This window comes from Clostridium polyendosporum (assembly GCF_018332455.1).
In the GTDB taxonomy this organism is placed as follows: Bacteria; Bacillota; Clostridia; order Clostridiales; family Clostridiaceae; genus Clostridium_AY; species Clostridium_AY polyendosporum.
The window spans coordinates 30,310-54,965 of record NZ_BOPZ01000016.1 but is presented as its reverse complement, the minus strand read 5'-3'; the positions used below and the strand labels follow the sequence as shown (position 1 = coordinate 54,965).

At 30.2% G+C, this 24,656-nt stretch carries 24 protein-coding genes and 3 tRNA genes; 17 read left to right on the top strand and 10 right to left on the bottom strand.

The features are described from left to right. Entirely contained in the window at positions 1-3,138 is a 3,138-nt protein-coding gene (locus tag CPJCM30710_RS10180) for an AAA family ATPase (protein ID WP_212904068.1), read from the top strand. A gap of 192 nt (positions 3,139-3,330) precedes the next feature. Here CPJCM30710_RS10180 and CPJCM30710_RS10175 read toward each other — a convergent pair whose 3' ends face one another. Beyond that, the gene (locus CPJCM30710_RS10175) at positions 3,331-4,206 is read right to left on the bottom strand and encodes a DegV family protein (protein ID WP_212904067.1); all 876 of its coding nucleotides are present in this window, start codon (positions 4,204-4,206) and stop codon (positions 3,331-3,333) included. 172 nt (positions 4,207-4,378) lie between these two features. On the opposite strand from CPJCM30710_RS10175, the gene CPJCM30710_RS10170 reads away from it, so the two are divergent. Both CPJCM30710_RS10170 and CPJCM30710_RS10165 read left to right on the top strand, forming a co-directional pair. Further along, positions 4,379-5,635 carry an Nramp family divalent metal transporter gene (locus CPJCM30710_RS10170; protein WP_212904066.1) on the top strand — a complete coding sequence of 419 codons (1,257 nt, stop codon included), beginning with the start codon at positions 4,379-4,381 and terminating at the stop codon, positions 5,633-5,635. A gap of 110 nt (positions 5,636-5,745) precedes the next feature. Continuing rightward, a tRNA-Arg gene (locus CPJCM30710_RS10165) sits at positions 5,746-5,822 on the top strand. 266 nt (positions 5,823-6,088) lie between these two features. Here CPJCM30710_RS10165 and CPJCM30710_RS10160 read toward each other — a convergent pair. Further along, positions 6,089-6,847 carry a hypothetical protein gene (locus CPJCM30710_RS10160; protein ID WP_212904065.1) on the bottom strand — a complete coding sequence of 253 codons (759 nt, stop codon included), beginning with the start codon at positions 6,845-6,847 and terminating at the stop codon, positions 6,089-6,091. Between the two features lie 447 nt (positions 6,848-7,294). Here CPJCM30710_RS10160 and CPJCM30710_RS10155 point away from each other — a divergent pair, with 447 nt between their 5' ends. The 5 genes from CPJCM30710_RS10155 (at position 7,295) to CPJCM30710_RS10135 (ending at position 10,986) form a co-directional block, all read left to right on the top strand. Next, entirely contained in the window at positions 7,295-8,068 is a 774-nt protein-coding gene (locus CPJCM30710_RS10155; protein ID WP_212904064.1) for a hypothetical protein, read from the top strand. A gap of 66 nt (positions 8,069-8,134) precedes the next feature. Beyond that, positions 8,135-8,794: a YeeE/YedE thiosulfate transporter family protein gene (locus tag CPJCM30710_RS10150; protein ID WP_212904063.1), complete on the top strand. Its 660-nt coding sequence runs from the start codon at positions 8,135-8,137 to the stop codon at positions 8,792-8,794. A gap of 62 nt (positions 8,795-8,856) precedes the next feature. Next, positions 8,857-9,084, top strand: coding sequence for a sulfurtransferase TusA family protein (locus CPJCM30710_RS10145; protein ID WP_212904062.1), 228 nt, complete (start codon positions 8,857-8,859; stop codon positions 9,082-9,084). A gap of 34 nt (positions 9,085-9,118) precedes the next feature. Next, on the top strand, positions 9,119-9,652 hold the full coding sequence (locus tag CPJCM30710_RS10140) for a YeeE/YedE thiosulfate transporter family protein (protein WP_212904061.1): 534 nt from the start codon (positions 9,119-9,121) through the stop codon (positions 9,650-9,652). A gap of 104 nt (positions 9,653-9,756) precedes the next feature. Continuing rightward, a complete protein-coding gene (locus CPJCM30710_RS10135; RefSeq protein WP_212904060.1) occupies positions 9,757-10,986 on the top strand; it encodes an FAD-dependent oxidoreductase in 1,230 nt (409 codons plus the stop codon). Between the two features lie 254 nt (positions 10,987-11,240). On the opposite strand, the gene CPJCM30710_RS10130 is transcribed toward CPJCM30710_RS10135, so the two are convergent. Further along, positions 11,241-11,657: a putative ABC transporter permease gene (locus tag CPJCM30710_RS10130; protein WP_212904059.1), complete on the bottom strand. Its 417-nt coding sequence runs from the start codon at positions 11,655-11,657 to the stop codon at positions 11,241-11,243. A 198-nt stretch (positions 11,658-11,855) separates the two neighbouring features. Here CPJCM30710_RS10130 and CPJCM30710_RS10125 point away from each other — a divergent pair, with 198 nt between their 5' ends. After that, positions 11,856-12,026 (top strand): hypothetical protein, encoded by a 171-nt coding sequence (locus tag CPJCM30710_RS10125; protein WP_212904058.1) that lies wholly within the window; start codon positions 11,856-11,858, stop codon positions 12,024-12,026. Positions 12,027-12,479: 453 nt separating this feature from the next. Then, positions 12,480-12,719 (top strand): YkoF family thiamine/hydroxymethylpyrimidine-binding protein, encoded by a 240-nt coding sequence (locus CPJCM30710_RS10120; RefSeq protein WP_212904057.1) that lies wholly within the window; start codon positions 12,480-12,482, stop codon positions 12,717-12,719. A 110-nt stretch (positions 12,720-12,829) separates the two neighbouring features. On the opposite strand, the gene CPJCM30710_RS10115 is transcribed toward CPJCM30710_RS10120, so the two are convergent. The 3 genes from CPJCM30710_RS10115 to CPJCM30710_RS10105 form a co-directional block, all read right to left on the bottom strand. After that, positions 12,830-13,018, bottom strand: coding sequence for a hypothetical protein (locus CPJCM30710_RS10115; protein WP_212904056.1), 189 nt, complete (start codon positions 13,016-13,018; stop codon positions 12,830-12,832). Between the two features lie 221 nt (positions 13,019-13,239). Next, positions 13,240-13,500, bottom strand: coding sequence for a hypothetical protein (locus CPJCM30710_RS10110; RefSeq protein ID WP_212904055.1), 261 nt, complete (start codon positions 13,498-13,500; stop codon positions 13,240-13,242). Positions 13,501-13,810: 310 nt separating this feature from the next. Then, positions 13,811-14,053, bottom strand: a complete 243-nt coding sequence (locus tag CPJCM30710_RS10105; RefSeq protein ID WP_212904054.1) for a DUF1292 domain-containing protein — start codon at positions 14,051-14,053, stop codon at positions 13,811-13,813. A gap of 181 nt (positions 14,054-14,234) precedes the next feature. Between CPJCM30710_RS10105 and CPJCM30710_RS10100 the strand changes: the two genes are divergently transcribed. Beyond that, positions 14,235-15,389, top strand: a complete 1,155-nt coding sequence (locus tag CPJCM30710_RS10100) for a Card1-like endonuclease domain-containing protein (RefSeq protein WP_212904053.1) — start codon at positions 14,235-14,237, stop codon at positions 15,387-15,389. A gap of 84 nt (positions 15,390-15,473) precedes the next feature. Then, entirely contained in the window at positions 15,474-15,851 is a 378-nt protein-coding gene (locus CPJCM30710_RS10095; protein ID WP_212904052.1) for a zinc ribbon domain-containing protein, read from the top strand. Between the two features lie 139 nt (positions 15,852-15,990). Here the strand turns inward: CPJCM30710_RS10095 and CPJCM30710_RS10090 are convergent, their stop codons facing one another. Then, positions 15,991-16,881 carry a phosphatidylserine decarboxylase gene (locus CPJCM30710_RS10090; protein ID WP_212904051.1) on the bottom strand — a complete coding sequence of 297 codons (891 nt, stop codon included), beginning with the start codon at positions 16,879-16,881 and terminating at the stop codon, positions 15,991-15,993. 305 nt (positions 16,882-17,186) lie between these two features. Between CPJCM30710_RS10090 and CPJCM30710_RS10085 the strand changes: the two genes are divergently transcribed. The 4 genes from CPJCM30710_RS10085 (at position 17,187) to CPJCM30710_RS10070 (ending at position 20,082) form a co-directional block, all read left to right on the top strand. After that, positions 17,187-18,020 carry a pyridoxamine kinase gene (locus CPJCM30710_RS10085; RefSeq protein ID WP_212904050.1) on the top strand — a complete coding sequence of 278 codons (834 nt, stop codon included), beginning with the start codon at positions 17,187-17,189 and terminating at the stop codon, positions 18,018-18,020. 105 nt (positions 18,021-18,125) lie between these two features. Further along, positions 18,126-18,200, top strand: a tRNA-Arg gene (locus CPJCM30710_RS10080). Positions 18,201-18,331: 131 nt separating this feature from the next. Further along, positions 18,332-19,579 carry an HlyC/CorC family transporter gene (locus CPJCM30710_RS10075; RefSeq protein WP_212904049.1) on the top strand — a complete coding sequence of 416 codons (1,248 nt, stop codon included), beginning with the start codon at positions 18,332-18,334 and terminating at the stop codon, positions 19,577-19,579. A gap of 74 nt (positions 19,580-19,653) precedes the next feature. Then, positions 19,654-20,082, top strand: a complete 429-nt coding sequence (locus tag CPJCM30710_RS10070; RefSeq protein ID WP_246503515.1) for a nucleoside deaminase — start codon at positions 19,654-19,656, stop codon at positions 20,080-20,082. A 93-nt stretch (positions 20,083-20,175) separates the two neighbouring features. On the opposite strand, the gene CPJCM30710_RS10065 is transcribed toward CPJCM30710_RS10070, so the two are convergent. Both CPJCM30710_RS10065 and CPJCM30710_RS10060 read right to left on the bottom strand, forming a co-directional pair. Continuing rightward, a complete protein-coding gene (locus CPJCM30710_RS10065) occupies positions 20,176-21,324 on the bottom strand; it encodes an aminotransferase class V-fold PLP-dependent enzyme (RefSeq protein ID WP_212904047.1) in 1,149 nt (382 codons plus the stop codon). A 258-nt stretch (positions 21,325-21,582) separates the two neighbouring features. After that, positions 21,583-22,239: a VTT domain-containing protein gene (locus tag CPJCM30710_RS10060; protein ID WP_212904046.1), complete on the bottom strand. Its 657-nt coding sequence runs from the start codon at positions 22,237-22,239 to the stop codon at positions 21,583-21,585. Positions 22,240-22,665: 426 nt separating this feature from the next. Here CPJCM30710_RS10060 and CPJCM30710_RS10055 point away from each other — a divergent pair. After that, positions 22,666-22,754: transfer RNA gene (locus CPJCM30710_RS10055), tRNA-Ser, on the top strand. A gap of 82 nt (positions 22,755-22,836) precedes the next feature. Here the strand turns inward: CPJCM30710_RS10055 and CPJCM30710_RS10050 are convergent. Then, positions 22,837-24,516, bottom strand: coding sequence for a SulP family inorganic anion transporter (locus CPJCM30710_RS10050; protein ID WP_212904045.1), 1,680 nt, complete (start codon positions 24,514-24,516; stop codon positions 22,837-22,839). Positions 24,517-24,656 lie beyond the last annotated feature (140 nt).

The following is a 24,656-nucleotide window of genomic DNA, read 5'->3' as shown; positions in this document are numbered from 1 at the left end:
ATGAGACCAGTAGAGCTTACAATGGCAGCCTTTGGACCTTATGCTGGAGTTGAAGTTATAGACTTTAATGCTCTAGGTGATAGAAACATATTTTTAGTAACTGGTCCTACAGGTGCAGGGAAAACAACAATATTTGATGCTATAAGTTTTGCATTATACGGAGAAGCATCCGGCAGTAGTAGAGATAAGGACAGTTTAAGAAGTGATTTTGCTTCTGATGATCAGATTACCTTTGTTGAATTGAAATTTGAACTTCGAGGAAAGTTCTACAAGATAAAGAGGGTTCCTCAACAAATGAGAAAAAAGGCAAGAGGAGATGGATACACATTAAAAACTGCAGAAGCTGAGTTGATACTTCCATTAGGAAATGTAATAACTAAGGTTAATAACGTTGATGAAAAGATTATTGAAATACTTGGTATAAATAAACAACAATTTAAACAAATAGTTATGCTTCCTCAGGGGGAATTTAGAAAGTTGTTGGAAGCAGAGAGTGTTGAGCGAGAAGCTATATTCAGAAAAATATTTGGTACACAGGATTTTTTAGAAATACAAAATCAACTAGATTCTCAGAGAAAAAAGATTTATGGAAAAATTTCAGATATTATTACTCAAAGGAATACTCATATAAAGCATATAGAGTGTGGGGAGGATGAGATTCTTTTTCACAGTATAAATGCTGAAAATATTAATATAACAGCTATCATAGAACAAACAAGTAATTTCATAGGATATGATGAAATGAGGCTTTTTAAAATAAAGGATCAATTAGAAAAGGTTAAAGCAGAACAAGAAATACTTCACAAGAGGATATTAGAAGGTGAACAAGTTAATAGAAAACTTCAGGATAAGATTAAGCTTGGAAGTATGTTAAATATAGAAAAAATTAGGGAAGATGAATTTATAAAAAGGGAAAAAGCTTTAGCACTCTCAAGAAAGGCACTTGAGGTAAAGTTAATAGAAGACAATTTTAATGAGAAGATATTAAATAAAAGGGAAAGAGAAAGACAGCTTGAAGAAGGGAAAGCTTCACTATTTAAAGCTGGTGAAATTCTAGAGCGAGCAAAGAAACTTCTTGAGGATGAAGTGTCTAAGGAGCCCATAAGAAATAAGCTTCTAGAAGAGATATCTATATTAAAAAGCTTCGAACCAAAAGTTAAGGACTATGAGGATAAGAATAAGTCTATTATTGGTTTAAAAAATCAGCTTAAACAAAAAGAAGTAAAGAAGATTTTAATAAAGAATAACTTAAATGATACAAGAAAAGCAGTTGAAGAATTAGATAGAAATTTCAAAGAATCTCAAAAAGCAGAAATTCTAAAGGTGGAAATAGAAGCATGCATTGAAAGACAAAGTAATATTATTAATGAGATGATAAGTCTATTTAATTATTATAGTGATTATAATAATAGTTCAATAAATCATAAAAGGGAAAAAGATGTATTTTTATCTTTAGAAAGAAAATATAAAGAAGAAAAGTCCAAATATGAGCTTATGGATGATGCTTTTAAAAAGGGGCAGGCAGGACTTTTAGCAAAAGATCTTGAAGAAGGAATGATGTGCCCTGTTTGTGGTTCTAAACAACATCCTATGATTGCGGTGATGATAGAGGGAATTCCTACAGAGCAAGAATTAAAAATACAAAAGGATATATTTGATACCTTAAATCAACAATATCATGATAAGTTAATAAGTCTTTCTACTCTTTATGCTACAATCGAGGAAATTTATAAGAAGGCAAAGGAACAGGAAGAAAAACTTTATCATCTGCTGAGTAAAGATTTTCTCGATCTTAATGTTAATGATAAGTTAATGTACATTAAGCAAAAAGGTATAGTATTAAGAGAAGAGGAAAATAAGCTTAAAAAAGAACTAGATGTTATTTTAAAAAAGTGTAGGGAAAAGGCTACGTTGGAAGAGAACCTAGGTAAACTTAATGATGAAATCAATAAACTTATTAATGATCAGGAGAAACTTGAAGAAGAATATACAGATTTATTCGGTAAGGTTAAGGTAGAAGAAAATCTTTTAATTAATATAGAAAAAGAGATTCCTGAAGATATACGTTCTATACCGTTATTAAAAGAAAAAATATACCAAATAGAAAAAAGTCTTCAGGTGATAAATGAATCATATAAGAGAGCTCAAGAGGACTTTACTACAGCTTCTTCATCTAAGGCGGCAATAGAAGCAGATTTAAATGTTAGAGAACAGAACTTAAATGAGGCAGTAATTGAACGTGATAAAGCTATGGAAAGATTCAATGAAAAACTAAAATCTTCTGGTTTTATGGATTATGATCATTACAGCAGCTCTTATATAGGCGAGAAAGAAATTTTAAAGTATGATACTGAAATAAAACTATATTATGAGAATCTTAAATCATTAAAAGATAGGTATAAAGCTTCAGCTAAAGAAACAGAAGGATTAGAAGTTATTGATATTGAACAATTTAATAGCTGTCTTCAACAAACAAAAGAAAAAGAAAAGGAACTTAGTGATAGGGAAAAAATTGTTTTTTCGAGAATAGAGCACAATAAAAAGTTGTTAGTTAAAATAGAATCTTTAAATAATGATGTGGAAGAAAAGGAAAAGAAGTATAGTGTAATAGCTGAACTTGCTAAAATAGCTAATGGTGATAATAGTGAAAGAATAACCTTTGAAAGATATGTTTTAGCAGCATATTTTGATGAAATTATTGAGGCAGCTAACACAAGATTATATAAGATGGCTGGCGGTAGATTTATACTTAGAAGAAAAGAAGAAAAGGGAAAAGGTAGAAAACAAGAAGGATTAGAACTTGAAGTTTTTGATAATTATACAGGAAAAGCCCGCCATGTTAAGACACTCTCCGGAGGGGAAGGTTTTAAGGCTTCTTTATCTCTAGCATTAGGATTAGCTGATGTGATTCAGTCCTATGCTGGTGGAGTGATTCTAGATACAATGTTTGTTGATGAGGGTTTTGGTACTCTAGATCCTGAATCGTTGGATAATGCTATTCAGTGTTTAACAGATCTTCAAACTGGAGGAAGGTTAGTGGGAATAATATCTCATGTACCAGAACTTAGAGAGAGGATAGATGTAAGACTTGAAATAACCGCTGCTAGAGAAGGTAGTAAAGCTAAATTTAATATTTAAATGTTAAATCTTTATTGGGGAATTCAGCCTGTAAACAGCTGAATTCCTATATTTGATTTATCTTATTAATTGATAGTATTATACCTTAGAAGATGATAAAAGTAATTTATATAGTATATCTTTATTTGCTGTCATTTCACAAAGCTAAATCTAACTAAAGTTAAATAGGTTTTATGCTTGTTTAATTTCATTTTAAGGTTCCCTGTTTGTTCCATAAAATATAAATATTATAGAGCCTGTACCAGTATGGCTACCTACAACTGATCCTATATAATTTATAATAATATCTTTAACAGGATATTTTTCTCTTATCATGTTAGCTAAGGTTTCAGCTCCTTTAGCGTTATCAGCATGAGATATAAAAATAACATGATTTTCAGGGTTGATTACATGATCTTCAAACTTCTGAAAGAGGATCCTTAAAGCTCCCTTACTTCCTTTAGCTTTTGTAAAGTTTTTAAGCTGTCCTTCATTATTAACATATAATACTGGCTTAATATTAAGGAGACCTCCCAGTGCAGCAGTAGTTGGAGAAATTCTTCCACCCCTCTTTAAATGATTAAGATCATTTACTGTAAGAAGGTGACATATATTGAGTTTGTTTTCTTCAATCCAACTAACTATTTCATCCTTTGATTTACCTTCTGCTTTCATTTTTGCAGCATAATAAACTAAAAGTCCTACACCTGTAGAAGCGGCTTTAGTATCAATAATTGATATATCAGCATTCGGATAATTTTCTAATATATCATTTCTAGCTACCAAGGAACTGTTATACGTTCCGCTTAAAGCTGATGAAAATGCTATATAGAGAACGCCTTTTCCTTCTTTAACATGTTTTTCAAATTCCTCGTAAAACCTAAAGGTATTAACTTGTGAAGTTGTAGGAAGAGCTCCATTCCTAATAGCATCGTAAAATATTTTATAGTCTAGTGATTGGCCGCAATCTTCTATATATTCTTTTCCTTCAAAATTACAAACTAATCCTATGTATGAAATATTAAGTTCTTTCACCATTTGAAGAGATAAATCACATCCAGAGTCTGTTAAAATGATAAAGTCTTTCATTATACATCTCCTTTACTAATAAAGTTAATAAGTTTTATACATAAATTCATTATTTTAAATAATATTTATAATATATATATTTATACGACGCATAACAAAATACCTGCTTAAAATAGAGATTTTAGATTATATTAATTTAATAATATTATAAATTCAATCAGGGGGGATTTAAATGAAATATAAAAATTGGTTAAGTAAAGAAAATCATACACCTAAATTAACAGCTCATGATTTTTTTAAGTATATAGGTCCAGGCTTGATTGTCACAGTAGGATTCATTGATCCTGGTAACTGGGCATCAAATATAGCGGCAGGTTCATCTTACGGGTATAAGCTTTTATGGATGGTGACATTGTCAACTATAATGCTTATAGTTTTACAGCATAATGCAGCACATTTAGGAATAGTTACAGGACTATGTATACCAGAAGCCACAACTAAACACATTAAATCAAAATTAAGAAATACAATTATAGGTTCAGCTCTATTAGCTTCAGTAGGTACTGCTATGGCAGAGATATTAGGGGCTTCTATAGCACTAAGGCTTTTGTTTGCAATACCTCTAAGAATAGGTGCCATAATGTCAGCAGCAGTGGTATTATGGATGTTATTTTCAAATTCATATAGAAAGATAGAAAAACTAGTTATAGGATTCGTTTCTTTAATAGGATTAGCATTTATATTTGAAGTGTATTTAGTAAATGTTAGTTGGGGAGAAGCTATAAATGGATGGGTAACACCTTCGTTCCCAGATGGGTCTCTTCCTATAATTATGAGTGTACTTGGAGCTGTAGTAATGCCTCATAACTTATTTCTTCATTCAGAGATTATTCAGAGCAGACAATGGAACCTTAAAGATAAGTCTGTTATGGAGAAGCAGCTTAAATATGAATTTTTAGATACATTATTTTCAATGTTAATAGGATGGGCTATAAATAGTGCTATGATTCTTGTGGCTGTATCTTTTTTTTCAAAGGGCATTATTGTTACAGAATTAGAACAAGCTCAAATTATGCTTAAGCCTCTTCTTGGAAATGCAGCAGCGGTAGTTTTTGCTATAGCTTTACTATTCTCAGGTATATCATCCAGTGTTACTGCTGGAATGGCTGGAGGATCAATCTTTGCAGGATTATTTGGAGAACCTTATGATATAAGTGATAGACATACAAAGATTGGTGTGTTAATAACTATACTTTTAGCAATGGCTATAATCTTCTTTATATCAAACCCGTTTAAAGGATTGGTATATTCACAAATGCTGCTTAGTATTCAGCTGCCAATTACTATATTTACTCAGATATATCTAACATCATCAGAAAAAGTTATGGGACAATATAAGAATAGCAAGTTACAAAACATAGTACTTTGGATTATAGGAATAATAGTAAGTATTTTAAATATAACGCTATTAATAAGTGCATTAATATAGATTTATGCATATAATATAGAAGAGATGTTTATGCGATTGGACATCCTTCCATTCTTTTTATTGATTTATATATATATTTATGTTAAGATAGATATGTTAAATTAATATATGCGGCGGTAGCTCAGTTGGATAGAGTAGCTGGCTACGAACCAGTTGGTCGGGGGTTCGAATCCTCTCCGCCGCACCATAGTAACATGAAGGGTTTCAGTAATTTTACTGGAACTCTTTTTATTTGTAAAAATATAAAAGTGCCTTAAAAAGTGCCTACCTAAAAAATGTAAGTTATATAGTTTTGGGGTGAGGATGTTAATATGACTTGTCTTTAATGATAAATTCTACAAATAATAAACCGTACAAAATATGTGTACGGTTTATTACTTTCAGTAACACCCTTGTAAGTCACTGGTGCGTTCTGACTATAACTTTATACTAATACTATAAATTATTTTTAAGCTATTTTTGTCCCCACTTTATACCATCCTTTATTGCTGCATTTAAAATATCTAGTATATAGAAAAATCTATCAATGGGTTTAATCTTTAAAAATGCTCTGAGTTCATCTTCGTTACATAGTTCTAACTTGAAAATTATACTATCATTTTCATCATAGAAAATTATTCCGAGTATTTTTTCATGATAATTAATATCAAACGCTAAGTGGTCGTAATATTGTGAATATTCTAAGGCACCTAATGCTGCCGCACAGTAAGAAGCAATTTTTGAAATAATTATATTCCAGTCAGTTTCAATACTTTCATCCTTAGTCCATTTGGACATAAATGTTTCATTAATTTTCTTTTTTAATATTTTATCCGGAGTTACATATAACCTCATTATATCACCAGATTCTATAAAAACCGCAAAATCAATATCTGTTCTGTTTTTTTCATTTTCATACAAAAATACAAAATCTCCATTCCTAAGCCATATTGACCTGCCAGTTGATTCCTTTCCAGTTATTACCGGAATTACTGTTTGTCGTATAAACTCAATCATTTCAGACTTTGGAGACATACATTTTATAATACTCTCTGACATTCCTTTAAAATATTCAGTTTGTTGATGATTTTCAATAGAAATGATCAAAGAAGTTAACCCTGATATTATAGCAATTATTATAGCAATTATCTTGACTTGTTCATTACTTTCTAAAAAAAGTGCTGCAATTGCAGAACTCATAGTAAGTAAATTAAAAATAATATTTAATTTCATTGCTACCTCCATGTTTAGATTTCAATTTATCAAACTATTCCTATTAATTAATATGACTTGATATAACCAACATATAACCAACAACATAAAATTTACTCAATCTCCTTACTTATTGTTAATATTATGCAAATTAATTTTGTATATCTGTTCGGTATTTTAAGTTTAATAATAGGATCACCTTTAATTCAAAAGAAGAAGTTGTAGATTGTGAAGTGGAAAATGCCTTATTTAAATACGAATAAAAGTACATTTATCTAAGCGTGTATAGGTTTTTACTTATTGCAGTAGCATAAATAATCATTATACCAGTAGAGCATAAGACAAAGACCAGAAAGAATAATTTATTGAGTCATGTTTGTGAGGATATGTTTCATAATATAAAGTGTTGATAGAATATTTAAAATCATTGCAAATTGTGTAAAAGAGTAATGGATGGAGGAATTACAAGTGAAAAAATATTTATCAATACTTATATTTTGTATAGTTATTTTTACTGGTTGTTCAAGTAGACTTGCTGATAAGGCTATAGAGCAAGGGAAATTAGAACTATCTAATAAAGAGTACGATAAAGCAGTAGCATCATTTCAATTAGCGTTAGATGAAGACAGTAATAATAAAGAAGCTAAGGAATTAAAAGATATTATTGATGGATACTTAAAGGCTAAAAAAGCTTATGATAACAACAATCTTGATGAGTCTAAAAAACTAGTAGAAGGTATAAATGAGAAGTATATGAATCTTTCTATAAAAGATGATATTGATAAACTTAAAGCTGACATAAAAGATGCTCAACAGACTATAGCTGAAATAAATCAAAGTATAGAAAAGCTAAATATATTGGTTAATGATAAAAAGTATGATGAAGCCAAAGCTCTATCACAAGAACTTAATGGCAAGCATTTAAGTGATGAACAAAGAGGCAAATTAGCTGAAATAGTAAAAAGAATGAATGATGAATTAGCTAAAATAGAAGCTGATAAAAAAGCAGAAGAAGAGCAAAAGAAAAAAGAATTTACTGTTGAAAAAGCTATCCAATATGCCATTAAAAAATACGGTAACAATCCGGATATTGCATATGCATATGACCCACAAATTAGATATGAAAATGGAAAGAAATACTTTTCAATTATAGCTAAGTCTAAATCAATGATGGCTAATGGAGGAAGTGGAACTCTATTTAGAGCTAAGGTTTTTGAGGACGGTACTGTAGTTGAGATTTAATAATATGTTAATAACAAACTAAATTAAATATATGTAACTACATTAAATGGAAAGGAGACCAATCAAATGACAGAGATTAAAACCTCAATCCCAAAAAGAGTAAAGAAGAAAAGAGTTAGTCAAATTCCATTCGGAATTGCATTGTTCATCTGTATTGTGGGTGCTGGATACTTCATTGCAAACAGCTCGCCAAAAGCAGCGTTGATGTGGACGTTTGGGGTTGCATTGGGATTTACTCTTCAAAGATCAAGGTTCTGTTTCACCGCTTCGTTAAGAGATCCTGTTTTAACAGGAAGTACTTCGTTGACAAAGGGAGTAGTAATAGCTATTGCAGTTGCTTCAGTAGGCTTTGCGGCTATCCAGTATAGTTCTGTACTTAAAAATGTTGCTGTACCAGGTAATATTTCTCCGGTTGGTATCCACACAATAGTTGGAGCAACAATGTTTGGTATAGGGATGGTAATTGCAGGAGGATGTGCTTCAGGAACTCTTATGAGAGTAGGGGAAGGATTCCTTATGCAGATGCTCGCACTGGTGTTTTTCATAATAGGATCACTATGGGGAGCTAAGAATTTTGGTTGGTGGAATAATACATTCATGCCCAAGAAGGGTATATTTCTTCCTGAAGTTATAGGATGGGTGCCAGCACTAATTATACAGTTTGGTCTTTTACTAGCTATATATATTTTTGCTGACTGGTTTGGAAACAGAAAATCAAATGAATAGCTAAATTCAAAATTGAAAATTAGTAAAGTTTATTTATATCGAAATAATTAGGAGGTTTTATTATGCCAGAACATAGATTGGATTGTTTAGGAGAGGCATGTCCAGTGCCGCTTATTAAGACTCAGAAGAAACTTGGAGCTTTAAAGGTTGGAGATGTGCTTATAGTGGATATTGACCACAGCTGTGCAATGAAAAATATACCGGAATGGGCAAGAAAAGAAGGGCATAATGTAGATATTGAAGAAGTTGACGATGGACAGTGGGAAGTATATATAGAAAAAACAAAGTAATGATTTCCTTATAGATTAAACAGGGGGGGGAATAGTGGATATTAAAAATAGTGTTTATTATAAAAAGTTATTAAAAGAGCCGTGGACGTATACTACAGGTGCTGTATTATTAGGTCTTATAAATATAGCTATGTTTTCTTCAACAGCCAAGGCATGGGGAGTAACTACGCCATTCTCCTATTGGGGGGCATGGTTATATCAGGCACTTGGCGGTCATCCTGAAAAATGGTTCTATTTTCAGCAGAAGGCTCATGCAGTAGCTATAAGTGGTAGATTTATCGATGATTTACATTCTGTATCGAATATAGGAATAATAGCAGGAGCATTTTTAGCTACACTATTGGCCTCACAGTTTAAGATTAAGAAGATAAAATCCTGGAAGCAGGTAGTGGCTGCAGTTCTTGGCGGGTTACTCATGGGATATGGTGCAAGAATTGCCTTTGGATGTAACATCGGAGCATTATTCAGCGGAGTTGCATCTATGTCCCTGCACGGTTGGGTATACTGGATATTCATATTCTTGGGTGCATGGATTGGCAGTAAGCTTTTAGTTAAATACTTTATATAGTTATAGATGATGAACCAGGTTTTCAAAGTAAGCTTAAGCTTTAGAACCTGGTTTTTCTTAAATTGCTACATCTTAAAATCAATAAGGGAATAAAGGTGATTTAATTGGAAAAGAAACATGAATATTATGACGTGGTAATAATAGGTGGTGGAGCATCAGGGCTGACATCTGCAATATACTGTAGCAGGGCAAGGCTAAAGACATTGTTAATAGAAAAATCTCTAATAGGTGGACTTGCTACCTATACAAATGAAATAGCAAACTATCCAGGATTCCCAGAAGGGATAACAGGTACAGAGCTTATGAATTTATTTCATAAGCAGGCTAAAAACTTTGGAGTGAATTTTAAGCTGACTGATGTTAAGGGTGTTCAGCTTGAGGGAAAAGACAAACTAGTTGAAACCTTTAGAGTAATATATCACGCAAAGTCGGTTATAATCTCCACTGGAGGAAAGCCAAGACTTACAAGGGCTGAAAATGAAGAAAGCTTTCTGTACGATAGAGGAATTTCTTTCTGTGCCACTTGTGATGCTGCATACTACACGAATAAGACAGTTATGGTTATAGGCAGTGGAGATGCAGCTATTGAGGAAGGAATATTCCTTACAAAGTTTGCAAAGAAGGTTATTGTCTCTGTGATTCACGACAAGGGAATAATGGATGCAAATAAAATCGCACAGGAGCAGGCATTGAAAAATCCAAAGATGGAGTTTAAGTGGAATACTGTAGTAGATTCCTTCGAAGGAGATGAAAGATTAAATACAGTAGTTTTAAAGAATGTTAAGTCTGGTGAACTTGAGCCAATAGAAGTAGATGGATGCTTTCTGTTCATAGGCTATGTTCCTAATACTGAAATATTTAGGGGACAGATTAATCTTACTCCAGAGGGATATATAATGGCAAATGAAAAGATGGAAACAAATATTGAGGGTGTATTTGCTGTTGGAGATGTTAGAGACAAATTGCTTAAGCAGGTTGCTACAGCAGTAGGCGATGGAGCTATAGCAGGAGTAGGAGCTGAAAAATATATCGCTGAATCAGAAGTGTTTGAAAATGAAATAATGCAAAAAGAAAAGATAGGTCTCATATATCTGTGGTCACCATTAGATGAAATCTGCAGGAATTACCTGATAGTTATAGAAGAGCTTGAAAAGGAAATGAACCAAACTGTAAAGGTTCAAAAAATAGATGTATATAAAAATTCAACCCTCGCAGCAAGACTTGGGACCACGAAAGCACCAACACTTGTTTATACAAAGAATGGTAAAGTGGTGAAGATTGACAGGAACATATCCAGAGAACATATATTAGAGCTTATAAAGGCAATTAAATAATTAATAACAAACATGGCAGTGGAAATGAAGCTTCCACTGTCACTTCTATGTGTACCCGGTATGGGCAATAAATTGGTGTTAAAGTCCACTGTGGGCTTGCTAGGAATCACTAGCCTATAAGAGGTTGGTAGATGAAATAATCATCTACCTCCTACTCGATTGTTATCGTTGCATAAAGTAAAATTTAGATAAAGCTATATATACGCAACTTCGTACTGAATTTGTAATTCAGATATATAAGCTTATATTGAATTTTAGTATTCCTTAATTCTGCGTTCAATCAGTATTAAAGTATCGTGCATCTTTTCAAATAGAAGGCTTAAAGTAAACCATACTGGAGTATAACTTAGTGTAATTATACCGTAAACTGATAGAGGTTCATTTACATAGTTCCAAGGACAGACACCTAGAATTTTCTTAAGTAGTAGTCCACTTGCAAGTTCTACCACAAATATTAGAATAGTATAAACACCTCCTCTTAGAATAAATGAAAGGTGTCTTATCCTATCATGTATTGGTTCAAGAAAAATAGCAAGACCATATATAGGAAACATCCAGATATATGTCCAGCCTGTAAGTTTTATATCTCCTCTCATCACAGAAAAAAAACCAGTCCATAAAACTTCTACACAAAGACCTGAAAGTCCATATATTATAAACCTTTTTACCATGGAGGTATTTTGCGTATTTGAATATAAAATATACTATTATATTATTTACGTCAGGATGAATTCTTCTGAATGTATATAAGTTTAATAAAATCTTATATTAATACTTATTTTGCTAATTAAAAAATCTCTTCATTACCTTAAACATAAATAATGGTAAAATGGAACTAAAGATAAATGAATATAGGGTAGGAGTAACATATGAGAGGGAGAAAAAAACAAGAAGATGCATTTAGAGTAAACATTACATTTAGAATTAATGAAAAACAATCAGAACTATTAAAGAATAACAGGTTTATGTATAAAGATTTACAAAATCATATAAGACAGTATTTAGATAGTTTTTTAATTAAAAATAATGAAAAAAAATGAAGTTGCATATAAAATGCAGCTTTTTTATTTGCTATTATTTCACGAAGTGAAGTTTGACTAAAGCCAATCAGTTTTAATAATTAATTAATTAATTTTAGTTATTTAATTAAATTATTGCATTGCAGAAAATAGTCACCTAAATATCTAATTTTTTATGTGTAAATATATAGATATATATCAGTTATATGAATAAACGCATTGCAATAAATAAGTAAGTAATATTAATATATAAGATTATTTCATTAATTTTAAAGAAATAATACTAAATCCAAGAAATCCATTAAAATATAGAAGGTGGTATTATCAAGAGTACAATTGAAAAAGTATATATAAAAATATAAGTGAATCAGTAAATGTATTTATTTGTAATTTAGAATACTAGGGTATATTCATCTTTTATATTCTCATACTACTATTGAATATAATAATTAATAGTGTAAGGAGGAATTTAAAATGATAACTGCAGAAGTTGCTGTATACCCATTAAAAACTACAAATGCATCAGGTACTATTAATAATGCAATTCATGCACTAGATAATAGTAATGTAAATTACAGTGTAAATTCTATGAATACACATATTACAGGTTCAAAAGAAGAGATTTTCAATAGTTTACAACATATGTTTACTGAAGCTGAGAATAGTGGTTCAGAAATAAATATGGTAGTTACAATAACAAATTCAGCAGACTAAAAAGGTTTTTCATTATAGGTAAGTATACTAAAATAAATCCTTATAACGTTAATGATTATAAGGATTTATTTTTTTAATAATTTAATAGATAAATTGAGTAATAGTATATACTAAGGGACGTTATATTTATTTTTTGTGTTAGGATTAGAATCAGGAAGCATTTCATGAGGGTTATCTAGTGAACCAGCAGATTCTATAGTTAGGTTAGATGAAGTGGATGTACCTAAAGAATCTGTAGTAGAAGGTCCTGCAGAAAGTTTATCTTTTTTATTATCCCTTATTCTTGCGTTCGCTGTCATAAAATGAACCTCCTCTATAACCAATTTAGAACATTTTCAAAGCCCTTAAATAGCAATTCAATTAAAGAAACATAAGGTAAATATATGTTTGATAAAAGGAAAACCCCTTACATGTTAAGGGGTTTTCAGATAATAAAAGTAAATTTAGATTTGTTTAAAATACATCTTTTCTTTCTACTGATACATAACTATCTAACTTCCTTCAGTTGGAAGTATGGCCATTATTGCATTCCAGTAGTTCTTGATTGAGCATTTAATTGTTTAGCTTCTTGTAAGTCAGCAGCATTAGTACTACTAGTCATACCAGCATTTGAAGTAGCACTTGTTCCTTTATTTGCTGCTGATTGAGCATTTAACTGTTTTGTTTCTGCTATTGTAGCTTGAGAACTAGTCATACCAGCATTTGAAGTACTGCTTGTTCCTTGACCTGCTCTTGATTGAGCATTTAACTGCTTTGTTTCTTGTAAGTATTGTTTATCCATAGTTATTTCTCCTTTTCAAATATATAAATTATACTGATCGTATTCAGTACGTTTATAGTTTCTCCATTTCTTTATCAAATACAGATAAACATTTTTCAATTTATAGTATATATTTCTTAGGTTATAAATTAAGATACTTATATAATAGATGATTAATATAGGATTAGATGTTATATTGTTTTCAATGGTAGATTTATAATAATAATAGAAGTTAAGTAAAAATTTATTTATGATAGTTATAATGAAACAAAAAAACTAGTATATAAACTTTTTTATACTAGTTTTTTATGATGCTATAAATTGATTAAATCTAGAATTTTACCTTAGAAAGTTGCTTTACCATATTAATTTCTTTTTCACCTTCTATTACTTCCAGTGACTCATTCCAATTTTTATCAAAATTGATTTTGTAAATCTCTACTTGAGAAGAGTCTTTAACAGGTGACATTAATACATATTCTGTTTTATTGATTAATACTTGATCTAAAATTTCATAGTCTATTTTGTTTCCTTGTTCATCTCTAAAGGTCATAATATTAGTAGCAGTTGCCATATTATAATTAACCCTCCTTTACATTAAAGTATAAAGTTATTATTTACATAATTGAAAAATCTATTTTACCAAACTTTATTTATATAATATTTACAGATTATAATTTGTGTATTTATGAAAATAATGGATTAACCTTTAATTATCAGGGAAAGATAATAAAAAATACAATAAGGATGGTATTATGAGTTGTGATGTATTAATAAATATACTAGATGATCATAATGAGGGAAGTATTCTTGCTACAGCAAAGTATAAGCCTAAAGAGGTTATTTTTATATATTTAGAAAATTGTAATATAGAAGATCAAGTAGAGAAGTTAAGTGAATATTATCTTAATAAATTTCCTTTTACAACATTTATTCCGAAGAAAATAAATCATAATGATTTTTCTAAAGTTGAAGATATAATAAAAAGTTACAGTAATAAAAATACAATTATTAATTTAACAGGTGGAAAGAAGTTTATATGCTTGATCATTGAATACTTTGCTCGTAAGAATGGGATTAAAGTAATATATTTAGATATTGAACAAGAAAAATTGATAACATTTAATGATAAGAATATTGAAGTAATGCAAGATGATTTTCTGAACTTAGATGTAGATGATGTGATAGAGAGTATAGGTGGTGCAATAGTAGTTGATTCTACGGAGGAATGTAGCAAGAAGGCAGTAGAAGAGTTTACTAATATGATTGCTAAAAATATTTCTCTTTGGGAAAAGTATAAGTACAGAATTTATGATAATAGAATTTTTATACATGATCAAAGCAACCCATCTATGATAAAAATAAATATGAGTTGCCTTAATAAGCAAGAAACCGATATTTATTATAAAATTTTAAATATGCTTAGTAATTATGATCAAATAAAATATTGGAAAGAAGATAATTTTATAAAAATTCGTTTTTTAAATTTATATATGAAGAGCTTTATTTTTAAAAGTGGGTCATGGCTTGAAGTATTTACTAAGAGGGTAGTTGAAGAAATTGAAGCTGTAGATGATGTGAAAAGTGGGGTACTGTTTCTGTGGAATGATGATAAAAGAAGAGTTAGGAATGAATTAGATGTAGTGGCAGTAAAGGATTCAGTACTTATTTGTATATCATGTAAAGATAGTGCAAAGTATGATGAAGTAGCATTAAATGAACTTAATGTGTATGGAAATCAATTAGGTGGAGAAAGTGTAATAAAGATTTTAGTAGCTACAAAACCTCCTATAAAATCATCAGTGCTTGATAGGGCAAGAGAAATGAATATATGGATAGTTTTATTTAACGGTGACAGAAAAGAGTTTAAAGATAAATTAAAGAAAATAATAACTCGTAAATATATGTAATGAAGAAAACTTCTACTTAAGCATAGCTTTATTTGTAGAAGTTTTTTATAATTATACTAAGATTTATAGAGAGGGAGAAAGACGATGTTTTTTATAGGGATATTTGGTATAGATAGAAAGCAGAAAAAAATAAAACCTTTAAAACAAATTCAATGTAAAGGCTGTAATTGTGAAGGGTTAGAACTATATAAGGAGTATTCCTTCTTTCATCTTTTTTTCATTCCTATTATTAAGTGGAATACTAAATATTTTGCTTTTTGTAAGAAGTGTGGAATGATTTATGATATAAAGATAGAAAAGGCTATTAAAGAAGAGAGTGGACAAGAGGGGGCTATAACTTATTGGGATATTAATCAATATAATAACAATGGTTATCAAGTAAGTGTTACATGTAATAACTGTGGGAAAAGTTTAGATGATAACTATGTGTATTGCCCTTTTTGTGGTACTAAAAGAAGATAAAAAGTTAAACCAGGATGATAAAGTAAGGTCAGTATATTATTATTAGTGATATTTCCTAACGTAAGTTTATTAGCTAGATTTCATAAGATGAAATCTAGCTAATAGTAATAGGCTTAATACATTTTAAATTTTATTTTGACTACTTAAATTTATTACCTATTGCTTCTCCCATAAGTACTTTAGTTTCATATCCAAGAGAAGTTTGATGAACTATCTCTTCATCAATTTTTACAGTATCTTTTTTAAAGAAAAGTATTGTTGTAGACCCACCAAATTTAAAGTACCCCTTTTCATAGCCTTTCTTAACTTTTACATTTGGAGTATAACTCTGTATTATGGTACCGACACAGGTAGCACCTACTTCTATGTGTATTATATCTCCAAAGTTTTCAGACTTGAATATACACCATTCTCTTTTGTTTTGGCAGAAAAGCTTAGGTACTCTTTCAAGTGCAATAGGATTTACTGAGTAATATTTGCCTTTTATATTTTTTGTTTCTCCGCATATACCATCATCGACAAAATGGAAACGATGATAGTCAGTGGGACATAGTCTAAGTATCAGACATACTCCACCGTCATATTCTTTAGCAACCTTATCATCACATATTAACTCTTTTAAGGAATACGTGAGTCCTTTGATTTGAACAAGTTTATCTAAATCTATATTTTCAAAAGCAGAAAGCCTTCCATCTCCAGGAGAAATAAGTATATCTCTATCTTGTGCTATTGGTCTTGCAAAAGCATTCAATGTTCTAGCGAAGAAGTCATTAAAATTTCTAAACTCCTCCAATTTCATATTTGCTAAAGACATATCTATATTAAACTCTTCAATAAAGGGTCTTATCTTCTTTTTGCTTGTGGATGAGTCACAGAATGAGCCATAAAGTTTTGAAAAAAGTTTTTTCTTTATAAGAAGTTCCGTAATACTCTTACCTATTGGTGATTCATAGCACCACTTAAGGTAACTTAAGCCTGCTACTTGCTCTACTTCATATTGCTTTGTTTTTCTATTATATATCTTGATCATGGTTTCCTCACTTTTTATGTTTTATAATTAATTTTATCACAATTTTATTACTTTTTTAATGATTATACTGGAGTTTTTAATTAAAAGGTAGGAAGTTATTATTTATAATTCAAGGAAAGTATTACTTAAAATTTAATTACATTTATCTTTAATTTTAAAATATATGTTATAATTTTCAAAAAGTGAACTGATTGATTAGAAGACATTATCTAAGAATCACGCCACTTTAGTGGTGTAAGGTTCACAAATAAATTATAAACTTGTTTATCTATAAATAATCACAAGGTGCAAAAAGGAGATATAATATGTCAACTATAGTTAAAAAGGTAGCAGTAATAAATGATCTTTGTGGGTATGGAAGAGCAGCATTAACTTCAATAATACCTATACTTTCTGTAATGGGTACTCAAGTTTGTCCTATTCCTACTGCTGTATTATCTAGTCATACTGGAGGCTTTGGAGTTCCAGCTATATGTGATTTAACAAAGTTTATACCTAAGTATATGAATCATTGGAAAAGCCTATCTATTAAATTTGATTGTATATATAGTGGATATTTATCGTCCTTGGAGCAAGGAATTCTTGTTCATGATTTTATTAATGAGTTTAAAACAAAGGATACTATAGTGGTTATAGATCCAGTGTTAGGGGATAATGGATCGCTATATAAGGGCATGAATAATGAAATGATTTCAAAAATGAAAGACCTTATAAAAGCTGCGGACATCATAACTCCTAATATTACAGAAGCGGCCTTCCTACTTGATAAGAGAGTAAAAGGTGATATGAATATAGAAGAGGTTGTTTTATGGTGCAAAGAGTTAAGTGACTTGGGTCCTTCCCAAGTAATAATAACCAGTGCAGTAATTAATGAAGGAACAATTTATGTAGTGGGTTATGATAAAATAGCAGGTAGCATATTTGTAATGCCTAGAAAATATATACCAAAGTCGTTTCCTGGAACTGGAGATGCTTTTACAAGTGTACTGATTGGAAGTATCTTAAGGGGGGAACCTCTTTTAGAGAGTATAAATAATGGATGTAAATTTATTGAGATGGTAATAAAAGAAACTATAAGATTAAATTCTGATTCAAGAGAAGGAATTGTTTTTGAAGGGTTTTTAAGTAAACTTTTATAAGATAGAATAGAAAGCCTTATAGTATTATAGTTAGAGTGGTTAAAAGAATAATGTTGACAGTACATTCTTTAAATATTAAAATAATATCATTAGGAAGAATACTGAGTCCTCATAGTTCAATGGATAGAACAGTCCCCTCCTAAGGGACAAATGTAGGTTCGATTCCTACTGGGGATACCAAACCTCTGTAAATATAAAATATTTACAGAGGTTTATTTTGTTTTTTAATAATTAAGCTTTAATAATAAATCTATATATATGATATAATAAAATAAACTGGAATTTTTTATAAGTATAGGAGTGTGGTGTTTTTGGACTCTAGCTTTACTTGGGAGTTAGTGGTTCTTGTATTTTTGTTATTTCTTTCAGCTTTCTTTTCAGCAGCTGAGACTGCGTTGATGTCCTTAAGTAAAATAACAATAAGGCATTTAGTTGAAGAGAGTATAAGAGGGGCAAAACTTATACAAAGGCTAACAGAAGATCCTAATAGACTTTTAGGTAGTATTTTAATTGGAAACAATGTTGTAAATATAGGTGCGTCAGCTCTAGCAACTTCTGTTGCTTATAAGATTGTAGGAGAATCCGGAGTTGCTATTGCAACTGGTATAATGACTGTATTGGTTTTAATATTTGGAGAAATTACTCCGAAATCTTTGGCAAAGCAGAAATCAGAAGCAGTGGCTCTTAGAGTAATAAAGCCTATAAGTTTTATTGTAATTATATTAAAACCTTTTGTATGGATATTTAGTCAGATTTCTGCATTATTTATAAAACTTTTGGGTGGAGATGTAGATAGAAGTCAACCTTTTATAACTCAAGAAGAACTTAAGACCATGGTAGGTGTAAGTGAAGAAGAAGGGGTACTAGAGGTTGAGGAAAAAGAAATGATATTTAATGTTTTTGAATTTGGAGATCTTCTAGTTAAGGATGTAATGGTCCAAAGAGTTAATATTATAGCAGTAGATACAGAAGTATCCTATGAAGAAATAATTAAAGTTATAAAAACAGAACAGTTTTCAAGAATTCCTGTTTATAATGAAACTATTGATGATATTGTAGGTATATTAAATGTTAAAGATTTAATTTTAGTAGATCGGGATAATTCAGAGTTCAGTGTTAAAAACTATATGAGAGATCCATTTTATACTTTTGAGTTTAAGAAAATCACCGAACTCTTTAGAGAAATGAAGAAAACTAGAAACCATATAGCTGTAGTTTTAGATGAATATGGTGGAACTGTAGGTATAGTTACTATAGAGGATTTAGTTGAAGAAATAGTAGGCGAAATTGAAGATGAATATGATGATGAAAGTGATAAGGAAATAGAAGTTATTAAAGAAGATGAATATGTAGTTGATGGAAGTGCTAGACTTCATGATATAAGTGACCTTATTGGAGTTAATATGGAATCTGAAGAGTTTGATTCTGTAGGCGGTTTTGTTATTGGTCAGCTTGGAAGAATGCCTGAAATGAATGAAGAAGTTCATTATGAGAATATGAAGTTTATTGTTGAGGAAATTGATAAAAATAGAATTAAGAAGGTTAGGATTTTTACCTAATAAAGCTGAGCAGGCATTAAGCCTACTCAGCTTTATTTGTAAATATACTTATGGAGTTGATTAGTGTGAACTTTATGGATATAGCTTTAGAAGAAGCTAAAATTGCAAAAAATCTAAAAGAAGTACCAGTTGGTGCAGTTGTAGTAAAAGATGGAGAAATTATAGGTAAAGGACATAACTTGAGAGAAACTCTTCAATCACCTTTAGCTCATGCAGAAATCATAGCTATAGAAAATGCAGCTAAACAGTTAGGTACATGGAGACTTAATGGTTGTGAGATGTATGTAACTCTTGAACCATGTCCTATGTGTGCAGGAGCTATTATTCAGAGTAGGTTATCTAAGATATATATTGGAACTTTTGATCCTAATGGAGGAGCTTGTGGGTCAGTAGTTAATCTAATACAAAATAGAAATCTTAGTTATTTTGGAGATGTAATTTGGTGTTATGACAAAAGATGTAGCGAAATATTAACAGATTTTTTTAAGAAAATGAGGGAATAAAGGAGGTGATACTTGTACTACCTCCTTTATTTGCTGCCATTTCACTAAATGAAATCTAGCTAACAATTAAGTCAAGTTGATGCTTGGTTAGTTTTATGCCACTCCATACTTTAAAGCTGAGTTTACACTATCAATTGTATAGATTACATCATCTTCATTGTTAAAGTATCCGAAGCTGAATCTTAATGTACCATTAGGATAAGTACCAAAAGCTTTATGAGCATTTATACTTGAGTGGAATCCTGATTTTGTGTAAATTGAAAAATCTCTTAGAAGAATTTTTTCTAAATTGTTAGAAGGAATATCCTTATAACAAATAGATACTATAGAACTTCTTCTATCCATAGTTTCTTCACCTATAATTTTTATACCATCAATGTTTGATATTTTATTAATGAAGAGCTCTGTTAATGCAAAATTTTTCTTTTGGATATTTTCTACACCTTCGTTTAGAAGAAATTTTAAAGAATAGTTTAACGAGCAAATTCCCAAAGGGTTTAATGGCCCCTTCTCTAGTTTAAATGGAAGAGAAGAGTTTCCTGATTCATTTTCCAATCGACTTGTACCGTCTATAAGGGGATTTATATTTTCTGAAAGTGAATCTTTAATAAGAAAACCTCCTATACCCTCTAATCCTAAAAGATATTTACTTCCACTAAAAACTACAGCATCTGCATTTACTTTATCTAATCCAAAGTCTATAGCACCACAACTATGAGATGCATTAATAATGAAATACAAATTATACCTTTTACATATCTGTCCGATTTCTTCTATAGGTGCAATGGTACCAGAAACATTAGAAACATGAGATAATATAATAGCTTTTGTATGCTTATTTATAAGTTTAATTATTGTATTTGTATCTATATGACCATTTAAATTACATGGAACTTTCGAAATATCTATTCCTTGACCAATTAAACTATTTAAAGGTTTGATTATACTATCAGTTTCAAAAGTAGGTACTATAACATGATCACCTTTATTAAGTAGTCCCTTAAGAATCATGTTAAGAGCATAGGTTGAGTTTTGAGTGAAGATAACATTGTCTTTTTTATCAAATTTTAATAACTTACAGACAAGTTCTCTTGTTTCTTCTACAAGATTTTTTGTTATATTTATATATTCTAAGGGATTCCCCTTGTTTTGTAACCTAGATAAAAATTCACTTATATGCTCGCTCATGTTGGGTGCCTTTGGTAGTGATACTGTTGAATTATCTAAATATACCGTTTTCATAATGTACCTCCAAATAAATGTATAAAGAGTTAAAATACTTCTTTATACATGATGTATTAGTATGAAAAAATATGTTTATAAAATGAAAATATTACATAAAAAGGAAACATATTTATATCTATAATATCACTTTTTGTATAATAAGAAAATAAAAATAATGAATTTAAAGTAAGCACATAGTATTAAATAAGCTTAGTAAGTTTAATTATAAAAAAATTCAGTCCCATTATGTGTGGACTGAATTTTTATTTCTATAAATTATTGTTCTTTTAAAGTTTTTGTTGAATTTTTTTGTTTGAAAAGGCTAATTATTACAGGAAGTAGTGATATTCCTATTATTCCAAAGATAACAAAAGTAAAGTTATGTTTTATAAGAGGAATATTTCCAAAGAAGTAGCCTCCAAGTAAGAATAATGAAACCCAAAGACCTCCACCGAGGATGCTAAATTTTAAGAACTTAGAATATGTCATCTCGCTTATTCCCGCAACGAATGGTGAGAAAGTTCTTATAATAGGTGCAAATCTAGCTATGATTATAGCTGTTGGACCATGTTTTTCATAAAATTTATGTGCTTTTAAGAGATATTCTTTTTTTATAAATTTTAAGTCCTCTTTTTGGAGAACTCCAGCTCCTATCTTTCTTCCAAACCAGTAGTTAAGATTATCTCCGAGTAGTGCTCCTGAATAAAGTAGAATAAATAGAATAGTTATGTTTAAATCTCCAATAGCTGCAAAGGCTCCAGCAGCAAAAAGGAAAGAGTCTCCTGGTAGAAAAGGAGTTATAACTAGCCCTGTCTCACAGAATATTATTAAGAAAAACAAAAGGTAAGTTAAAGTACCATAACTATCTACTATAATACCTATGTACTTATCTAAATGAAGTATGATATCAATAAAGCTCGTTATCAAATCCATAATATCCTCCTAACTAAATTTTGTAATCATATGAATTATTGGTTATAATTTTCATTTTATCACGAAAGAAATAAAATAAAAAGTAATAGTTATATGGCATTTTTGAATAATTTGTTAAATATAATAGTATAATTGTAAATTACTAAAAATAATTGAATTAGAATTATATATTTATAGTATAGAATTATATCTTATGATAAGATTATAAGTTGAAACTAAATTTTTAATCAGTAATAACATAATATGATCATTATATTATTTAAGTATTTTTTAATTTAAATATCTAAATATTTACTGCAATTATCATATATGTTATATTTTAAATAAGGCATATTAGTGGAATGTATTCTATTAATAATTAAGCCACTATATTGGGAGAGTTATTATTAGATAAACTACTTAACGTAGCAAATCAATAGTTAACATGGAGAGGTGTCCGAGTGGCCGAAGGAGCTTGTCTCGAAAACAAGTGTACTCTCTGGGTACCGCGGGTTCAAATCCCGCTCTCTCCGCCAAAAAAACAGACGTATATAGATTAGTATTAATCATAAATCTATATATAGTCTGTTTTTTCTTTTTATAATATTAGGTTATTTACTATGCAATCGCAGTTTGTCCATTAAGAGGTTTGTTCGTTGCTATATTTAATGATGCTTCTAAAGCATCTTCTTTACTATCAAAAATAGAATTTTTTCCTATAAGATTTAGAAAGCCCATTTTTTGAAGTACTTTCTTTGGTTGTGGTTGAATGTTGGCAAGTAATAGCTTTATTTTATAATTTTCACAACGATGATATAATCTTTCTAATGCATCAATGGCTGAGGCATCTAATGCATTAGCATTTTTCATATCTAGAACTAAAACTTCTGCTGAAGGTTTTATTTCATTCATAACATCCATAAATTTATGAACTATTCCGAAGAAAAAAGGTCCATTTATTTCATAAACTAAAACCATATCATCAATATTATCTAGATTTAATGAGGAGTCATTATCCTCTAAGTTTCTAATTTCATTAATCATTCCTTTTATCTTTGTTGTATCCGCTACTCTTTTCATAAATAAGCACATTGCAAATATCATACCTATCTCAATAGCAACAACTAAGTCAAAAATAACTGTTAAAAGGAATGTAGTTATAAGTACTGTTACATCGCTTTTTGGAGCTTTAAGTAAGGATTTAAAAGTGCTCCATTCTCCCATGTTATAGGAAACTACAATTAATATAGCTGCTAATGAAGTCATTGGAATAAGTTTTGCTAATGGCATTAATACAATCATTATTAGTAGTAATGTTACAGCGTGAACCATACCTGCGATAGGGCTTCTACCATTATTTTTTACATTGGCAGCAGTTCTTGCTATGGCACCTGTAGCTGGAATGCCTCCAAATAATCCAGAAGTAATATTTGCAACTCCTTGAGCTACTAATTCCATATTAGAGTCATGCTTTCCGCCGATCATCCCATCAGCTACTACTGCAGAAAGAAGAGATTCTATTGCTGCTAAAATTGCTATAGTCATAGCAGGTTTAAAAAGCTCCTTTATGGTATTCAAATCTACTATCTCTAGTTTAGGAGCAGGTAATGATGAGGATATCTCACCAAAACGACTACCTATGGTTTCTACAGGAAGATTTAAAAATTTCACTGCTAAGGTAGCGATTATAAGCGCTATCAGAGAACCTGGAATAGTTTTATTAATTCTAGGCCATAGGACTATTATAAGTAATGAACCCAAGCCTACTAAAAAAGTTGAAAGATTAAAGCTATGTATATTAGTTAAATAACTTTGCCACTTTTCAAAAAATTCAGCAGGAACATTATTAATCTTTAATCCTAAAAGATCTTTTATTTGAGTTGAAAGTAAGGTAATTGCAATACCGCTAGTAAAACCAACTGTTATTGGATGAGGTACAAATTTAATTACGCTTCCAAGTTTTAGAAATCCCATTATAACCAGAATTATACCAGCCATTATGGTTGCAAGGATTAACCCTTCTAGGCCATAATTTTGAATTATTCCGTAAACTATCACCACAAAAGCACCTGTAGGTCCCCCTATTTGCACTCTACTTCCGCCAAGAAAGGATATGAAAAATCCTGCAATAATGGCGGTGATAAGCCCCTTTTCTGGTGATACTCCTGAGGATATTCCAAGAGCGATTGATAGAGGTAGAGCTATTATTGCTACTATGATACCAGCAATAATATCTTTGACTATTTGTTCTTTAGTCAAATCTTTTCGTTGTAACATACGAAGTATTTTTGGTTTCATTTAAAAGCCTCCTTTTTACTTAAATGTAATTATTTGTAATTAATTGTATAAGTTACAATTAAATCATACTCCTAAGCTATTACAAAGTCAAAATGCTTTAAAGTCAATAAGAGCTAAAGCCAATTAAAGAATACGTTTTC